Source organism: Segetibacter aerophilus (assembly GCF_007991655.1).
GTDB classification, from domain to species: Bacteria; Bacteroidota; Bacteroidia; order Chitinophagales; family Chitinophagaceae; genus Segetibacter; species Segetibacter aerophilus.
On record NZ_BJYT01000053.1, the window covers coordinates 1 to 7,294 of the forward strand.

The 7,294-nt window shown below is 36.9% G+C and carries 7 protein-coding genes; 3 read left to right on the forward strand and 4 right to left on the reverse strand.

Translation table 11 applies throughout. The features are described from left to right. Positions 1 to 157, forward strand: a 157-nt coding sequence (locus tag SAE01_RS25255; protein WP_503827335.1) for a PID-CTERM protein-sorting domain-containing protein, incomplete at its 5' end; no start/stop codon positions are given. Between the two features lie 136 nt (positions 158 to 293). Here the strand turns inward: SAE01_RS25255 and SAE01_RS24105 are convergent. The 4 genes from SAE01_RS24105 to SAE01_RS24120 are packed head-to-tail and all read right to left on the reverse strand — an operon-like array spanning position 294 to position 4,982. Further along, the gene (locus SAE01_RS24105) at positions 294 to 1,382 is read right to left on the reverse strand and encodes a hybrid sensor histidine kinase/response regulator (RefSeq protein ID WP_147206398.1); all 1,089 of its coding nucleotides are present in this window, start codon (positions 1,380 to 1,382) and stop codon (positions 294 to 296) included. Between the two features lie 4 nt (positions 1,383 to 1,386). Then, entirely contained in the window at positions 1,387 to 3,570 is a 2,184-nt protein-coding gene (locus SAE01_RS24110) for a sensor histidine kinase (RefSeq protein ID WP_170234265.1), read from the reverse strand. An 11-nt stretch (positions 3,571 to 3,581) separates the two neighbouring features. Continuing rightward, entirely contained in the window at positions 3,582 to 4,223 is a 642-nt protein-coding gene (locus tag SAE01_RS24115) for a methyltransferase family protein (RefSeq protein ID WP_147206400.1), read from the reverse strand. Between the two features lie 3 nt (positions 4,224 to 4,226). Next, complete coding sequence (locus tag SAE01_RS24120; RefSeq protein ID WP_147206401.1) at positions 4,227 to 4,982, reverse strand: hypothetical protein; 756 nt, start codon at positions 4,980 to 4,982, stop codon at positions 4,227 to 4,229. Between the two features lie 288 nt (positions 4,983 to 5,270). On the opposite strand from SAE01_RS24120, the gene SAE01_RS24125 reads away from it, so the two are divergent. Together SAE01_RS24125 and SAE01_RS24130 are read left to right on the forward strand one after the other, a co-directional pair. Continuing rightward, the gene (locus SAE01_RS24125) at positions 5,271 to 5,735 is read left to right on the forward strand and encodes a response regulator (protein WP_147206402.1); all 465 of its coding nucleotides are present in this window, start codon (positions 5,271 to 5,273) and stop codon (positions 5,733 to 5,735) included. Between the two features lie 365 nt (positions 5,736 to 6,100). Next, positions 6,101 to 7,117 carry a glycoside hydrolase family 5 protein gene (locus SAE01_RS24130; protein ID WP_147206403.1) on the forward strand — a complete coding sequence of 339 codons (1,017 nt, stop codon included), beginning with the start codon at positions 6,101 to 6,103 and terminating at the stop codon, positions 7,115 to 7,117. The last annotated feature ends 177 nt before the right edge of the window (positions 7,118 to 7,294 follow it).

The window sequence follows — 7,294 nt, forward strand, 5'->3', positions numbered from 1 at the left end:
ACCTCTTGCAGTACATGCACAGCCAAACCCAGGAGGCGACCCTGATGTTCCCATTGACGGAGGCCTCTCCATACTGCTTGCAGCCGGAGTAGGTTACGTAGCAAAAAAAGGATATGAGAAGAGGAAAGCAAGATTAAAAGACGTAGAAAAGGAGTAATGGGCCGAAATAAAGTAAGGATTAAGAAATAACTTTTTCTATCTTATCTGCGATAATGTTTGCAAATGATGTAAACCTACTTGCTGTTAAACGGGTAGCCTTAGGAAAGTTTAATGTACCTTTTCAATCATTCTTACTATTTCTTGTTAGGTAATTTTAAACTGAAACGTGTTCCGATTCCAAGAGTAGATTCTACTGTTATTTCCCCTCCCATTCTTGTTAAGGCTTCTTTCACTATATGCAATCCAATTCCTAAACCGATTGCGGTAGAATGACTACGAAAAAACATTTTAAAAATATTGTCAAGATGATCATTAATAATCCCAACACCGTTATCTTCTATAATAATATTGGCTTCCATTTCCTGAACATCTATTATTACCTTAACTTCTGGATTAAGTTCTTCAGCCTTTTGATATTTCACCGCATTCGACAACAAATTGTTTAAAACAACAGATAAACGAAAAGAGTCTGAATAAAATCTCTGCTCCTGTTTCATTATAACATGGAAGTTAACAGCAGGGTTTTGTATCCTGCTTAATTCAATTATATCATCACAAATAGCTTTTAGATCAACTAGCTCAATAACTTCCTCTACCCTATTACTTTTATAATATTCTATTACTTTTAAAATAAAAAAGTCCATCTTATTTACGCACGTCTCAATCATTGCCATATATCCGTTTGGATCAATGACAGACTCTTCCATTTTGGCTAAATTTAGAACACCCATAATTGCCACTAGAGGAGAACGCAAATCGTGGGAAGTACTATATACGAACTTATTTAGTTCATCGTTTGTCCGTTCCAGTTCATGTACTTTGTTTTTTAATTGCAATTTTGTGGTAAAAACTTCATAGGCATTTTTAATCGCCATCTCTACTTCTAATTCATTCCATGGTTTTTTAATGTATCTGAAAATCTGGCCTTTGTTTATAGCATCAATTACTGCTTCAAGATCTGCATAACCAGTAAGCAACATGCGAATAGCATATGGGTGGGCTACTCGTACAATATTAAAAAATTCTACTCCGGTACTTTTAGGCATGCGCTGATCTGCGATGATTACACTTATAGGATGCTCATTTAGCATTCTCAAACCTTCCGCGGCGGATATGGCAGTAAATACTTGGAATTTTCTGCGAAATGCAGCTTTAAATGAAAGAAGATTATCTTCCTCATCATCTACGTAGAGAACTGAGATTTTTCTTTCTGCAGTAAACATTGGATTAATTTAAATTTTTCAGAGGAATGGATGTATTCAAAGTTATGAAAAATTCAGTTCCTTTTCCAGGCTCAGATGCTACTTCAATCTTTCCGAAATGCTCTTGTATAATTTTAAAAACGATTGCCAGTCCTAATCCAGTGCCTTCACCTACATCTTTGGTTGTGAAAAATGGTTCAAAAATCTTTTGCTTAACTTCTTCTGTCATTCCTTTACCTGTATCTGCAATTTTTATCTCTACTTCTTTTTCATTTAGGTTTTTTGTAGTTATTGTAATCTTTTCTTCATCAGCAGGAGCTTGCTTTTCTTTAATGGCCTGAACAGCGTTAGAAAGAATATTCATGAAGACCTGGTTAAGCTTTCCTGGAAAGCATTCAATTACCGCATCTGCATTATAGTTTCTAACAACAGTTACATTGGTAGGAATATTACTTCGTAGTAAAACGATCGTAGAGTCAAGGCCTTCATGTATGTCAACTGTATTAATCGAGCTTTCATCCAGCCTGCTAAATGTTCTTAAGCCTTTTACAATGTCGGCTGTTCTTTCGGCTCCATTCTCAATTCCTTTCATCAAATTCTTAATTTCGGTTTTTACAAAATCAAGATCAATTTCCTGCTTCAGCGCTTCTATCTGTTTTAACCGGGCTGCTACAGTATTTAAATCCGCACCGTGCAATTTTTCATATTCATCAATTACTTCAAGCAAATCTTTAAAGTCAAGTTGTAATGGCTTTATATTACTTTTTACAAAATTGATAGGGTTGTTTATCTCGTGGGCAATACCTGCGGTAAGTACACCGAGCGATGCCATTTTTTCCGCTTCAACCAACTGGATTTGTGCATCCTTTAAATCTTTATATGCAGTCGTTACCTGTTCGTTTACCAACTGCAATTCTTCAGTTCTTTCAGCTACTTTTTGTTCCAAGACAACGTTTTGCTCCCTTACCAGCTTTTCGTTTTCGTGTGATATCTTGATGGCCTCCGCTTGTGAAAGTTCTTTTTCTCTCCTGAGTATTGTTATTTTATCTGCAAGTGCTATTGATAGCAAAATGGCTTCAATGGCTGAGCCCAGATACAACACATAGGTAGTAAAAGTATTAACCGGCAACACTCCTACATTTCGTAACACAAGTATGATTAAGCCCACTAGGAACGCCGACCATGCTAACAGGTAATAAAGTGCCGGCCTGTAGCCTTTTCTAAAAACTGCTATGGATACATAAAGAAGTATAAGGGCGGAGGCTAAGCCTACGATGTTTAAGATTTGATACCCTAAAATTCTATACGATGTGAAAGATAAAATGAACACAAAGACATCAACCGCAACGATAGCCAGCAAAACCTTGTGAAGTTTGGGCAGGTACGTCGAGGTGTGAAGAAAAGATATTGCAAACACTATCGTCGCTATACCCGTTGCACTAGAGGTTGCCAACACTCCATAATTATTTACTAGAGGATTATTTGGCCATAAATACTTAAAACAAATACCAGACAAAGTTAACTGCGCCACAGCAAGCACAAAAAGATATAGAACATATACAATGTAACTTTTGTCTCTTGTTACAAAAAACAGAAAAAGATTATATAAAAGTATGGAGATGATAACTCCCAGGTAAGCAGCCATAATGAGGCCTTGAAAAGAATGCTTACTATCCACTTCGTTTTTCTTCAGTATAGAAGTGTGCAATTCAATCGGGTGATGGCTGAAAATTTTGAAGTAGTAAATACCGGTGTCTCCTGTATGAAGATCTAGATTGAAATTATAATCCAAATAATTGTTGAGTCGGGAATTAAAATGGAGCGCGTTACCAGTCCTGAGTAGCTGAGTTAATTGATCGCCTTCATTTAGTTTATAAAAAGTGATATCGGATATATTGGGGTATCGGATACTAAAAATTATATTAGAATCCGGAGTATTATTGACGACAGAAAATCTTCCCCAAAGGGTGCCTTCCTTTATAAAAAAAACAGGCGATGTATGTTCACTAAAAGTAAACTTCCCCTGTCTAACTATACTCTTATCGTTTAGGGAATTCCTTGAATCTTGAAGTAATTCGACACTTTTACCAAACGATGTTTCCTTAAAGTTATCGGTAAAATTAATGGGCTTGCCACAGGCCGGCTGCGTTGCGAATATTGAAAGAATAAGGACTAAAACAACAACGCTCAGATGATTTTTTATGCTCATTAAACTTTCTCCTACCACAAAAAAGGAATTAATTTTTTCGTTCTTTTTTGATATTCTAAATATGTGTTTCCAAAAAGGCCTTTTAATGCTTTTTCTTCAGCGTCAATTCTTACAACGTAAGCAATCATCATAGCAATGCAAGCTGCAACTGTACCAATAATGCTATTTAAAAAAATAGCAATACCGACAATAGCTAACAATGCGCCCAGGTAGCTCGGATGCCTGATGAAATTATACGGGCCCTTTGTTATTAGAGTATGATCTTGCTGCAATTGAATAGTTGGTGTAAAATGTTTACCTAATATCCTGATAGAATAATTTCTCAGCACAACACCAAACCAAAGAATAATAAAACCAACTACAGTCGCCGGTATTTCAGCATGGTAAGGATTTGAGAAATAAGCCCAGTCTACAACGGGAATAATTGTACTTGATACCGACATTACAAGAATAAGAATTACAGAATAGTGGTCTTTACTTTTATTTTCTGTTGTTTCTTTTGCGGAAACGGCAGGCTGAAATAACCATAAAGACATATTTGCTAGCATTACTATTACGTTCTTGTAATGTAGAATTATTTCTGGCTTACCTAACAAGGGAATTATTTGCGTGATTAAAACGCTTACTAGTGCTAGTTGTATCTTTTTTTTCATCGATTAGTATATATGATCGCTGGTGACAGAATTTAGTAAAAACTCATGGGGGTTTGCAGATAAAATTTCCAAATCGTAATGAACATTAATATAAACGTTTTTAAAAGGAGATTTTTCCTGCACCACACATTTGGGATTTTCGCGCAAAAACATCACTTTGTCCCTTTCCCGGGCATGAGCTTTAGGTAATGTATCAACATCTTTTAAAAGAACAGCAGTAGCTATTAAATCTAATTTAGGATAGTAAAAAGTACCGTTTTCACCAACTGATGTAAGTACACTGCTGCCCATCCACTCATTAAACCGCACAGTAGTCGGTGAGCATAAAGAAAATATATTGGTAACACCCACCTGGTTTGCAATAGAAATGGCCACTCTTGTAGGGAAAAGACTCCCAACACCCAACCCTGCAACTTCCTTTGAATTCCATAAACCTGAAAGTTCAGCGGTTCCAGAAGCAGCATAACGTTTTACTATGTCATAAATTCTGCTATCAAGTTTGCCTGTTGCTTCCTCGATGGGCAGCTCATGTATTCCATCTGCAGCCTGGAGTCTTGAACCTCCATATAGCTTTTCGCCATCTACAGATTCAACTACCACAACAAAAATAGCAGGATTAAACATCCAGTCATTTGTATTTGTAGTAATGTTTTCAATGCCATAAATAGAAAGAACCCTTCTATGCCCTTGTATAAATTTCAGGCACGTCTCAGGATCATCCAATGCTCTAAAAGCTCTTATTCTGATATCAGTAATCATTGAGAAAGGGATATTTAAAGAATTAAAACGTGGGTTGGCACTTTCTCTCGACATGAATTTCGGCAAAGAAAATACCACTCTTAATCATTCGTTTACTAACAAACCATTCATACCAACATTTGAAAAATTACCACCATTTTTATCGTTTTTATTGTAAGTTTTAAGGCAAATAAGTAGTAACGTAAGGGTAACGTTCAACTTTAAGCATTATTTTAAGAAGCGGGCAACAATTATTGTTTTTAACAAACGTTGATAGTAAAACTGGTGCGATAATTAAATCTAATGAACATGGAAAAGAAAGACATAAAAGTTTTGTACATAGATGACGAACTGGATAATCTTACCTCTTTTAGAGCAACGTTTCGTAGAAGCTTTAATATAATAACTGCGGAGTCTCCTGAGGAAGCAATGGAAATATTAGAGACCGAATCTGTGCATGTAATATTGAGCGACCAACGAATGCCCAAAAAAACAGGCATTGAATTCTTTGAGGATATTCAAACTATTTATCCCGATCCAATAAGAATTTTGATTACAGGCTATACTGATATTAATGCTGTAATCGACGCAATTAATTTGGGGCAGGTTTATAAATACCTGACCAAGCCGTGGAATGAAGAAGATGTGAAAATATTCGTTGAAAAGGCGTACGAGGTGTATCGACTGAGAAAAGACAATGCCGACCTTACAAATGAATTGATAGATGTAAACAGAAAATTGGAGTTTATCGCGAGGCAAAGTCTTCTATCTTAAGCAGTTTCTATAGTTGAAGTAAAAGATAACACCAATTAAATATGTAGAATCTTAAGCTACTGGAAGAACTCTCCAGTAGCTCCCGTAGAATCAAGTGTCTAAAATCTGGATTTACAGAATGTGAAGACACCAAAAAGTTTTCTTTTTCAAGCTTAAACTGCGATTTATACTTAATAAAACAACACCACTAATTGCACCAAATAGGGCATTTAACAAACAACAGAAGCAGCGAGTAATGTATGCTTCCCCGATATCTGCAAGATTAATGAGAGCCATATAGGCAGTAAATCGTGAATCAGCAACTTTCCTATCACTCAAATCAATTAGGACTTATCTTCATTTTGTCATAAACTTTGAAAAATAAAATGAAAAAAATTCTTGTACGGAGTGTTACTTTATGCATCATCCTATTTGTTTTGGGTACTGTCAATGCACAAACCACCAACAGATTAAGCCAGGTATCGGTCAAAGGAAATAAATTTATGACGGCAAATGGTGAGGTGATTATTTTTAGAGGCCTTGATGCAAGTGACCCCGATAAACTTTCCAAAGATGGTCATTGGAACAAGGAGTATTTTGAGACAGCCAAAAGCTGGGGAGCCAATATTATCCGGTTTCCTGTACACCCGGTATCGTGGCGGAACCACGGAAAAGATGAATACATAAAGTTGCTTGACAAGGGAGTGCAATGGGCAACCGAAGTTGGTTTATATGTAATAATTGATTGGCATAGCATAGGAAATCTTCATAGCGAAATGTATCAAAACCCGATGTACGAAACCACAACGAAAGAAACATTTGAGTTTTGGCGCACAATGGCTCAGCACTTTAAAGACAATACCACTGTAGCTTGTTTTGAGCTTTTTAACGAACCAACTGTTCAGGGGGGACAATTAGGTGTATGCAACTGGCAAGAGTGGAAGCAACTGAATGAGGAGATGATAACGATCATACGAGCTAACGGAGGAAAAGCAATCCCGTTAGTAGCAGGTTTTAATTGGGCTTACGATCTTACTCCTGTTGCCAAAGAACCAATTGACGCCAGGAACATTGCTTATGTATCACACCCCTACCCGATGAAACGGGATAAACCATGGGCAGCAAAATGGACAGCAGACTGGGGATTTGTCGCAAAAAATTATCCAGTCATATTAACGGAAATTGGTTTTGCGGGCGCTGAAGAGCGCGGTGCTCATGTTCCTGTTATCAGCGACGAATCTTATGGTGAGGCGATTACAAACTACTGCAACGAAGCAGGCATTTCATATACTGTCTGGTGCTTCGATCCGCAATGGGCACCTACACTTATTAAAGATTGGAATTTTACACTAACAAGGCAAGGCAAATACTTTAAAGACGCTTTGCAAAAAGCAGGAAAATAATGGATGGTTTTGGTAGTCGGGAATAAAAGATACTTATAGCGAGATGAAGAATGGTATAAGTATCTTTTTTTCCAAGCACCGTCTAACTACTATGTCTCCTGGCCGGCCTCTATAGTAAACATCTGACTACTCTTTTACTGAAGAGGGATTCGTTATTTCAAAACCATGGTTGTTCGG

Bases quoted from the DNA above. Each gene is read 5' to 3' on its own strand.
- SAE01_RS24115 (WP_147206400.1), bottom strand. From the start codon at position 4,223: ATGAAAAAAAAGATACAACTAGCACTAGTAAGCGTTTTAATCACGCAA.
- SAE01_RS24120 (WP_147206401.1), bottom strand. From the start codon at position 4,982: ATGATTACTGATATCAGAATAAGAGCTTTTAGAGCATTGGATGATCCT.
- SAE01_RS24105 (WP_147206398.1), bottom strand. From the start codon at position 1,382: ATGTTTACTGCAGAAAGAAAAATCTCAGTTCTCTACGTAGATGATGAG.
- SAE01_RS24130 (WP_147206403.1), top strand. From the start codon at position 6,101: ATGAAAAAAATTCTTGTACGGAGTGTTACTTTATGCATCATCCTATTT.
- SAE01_RS24125 (WP_147206402.1), top strand. From the start codon at position 5,271: ATGGAAAAGAAAGACATAAAAGTTTTGTACATAGATGACGAACTGGAT.
- SAE01_RS24110 (WP_170234265.1), bottom strand. From the start codon at position 3,570: ATGAGCATAAAAAATCATCTGAGCGTTGTTGTTTTAGTCCTTATTCTT.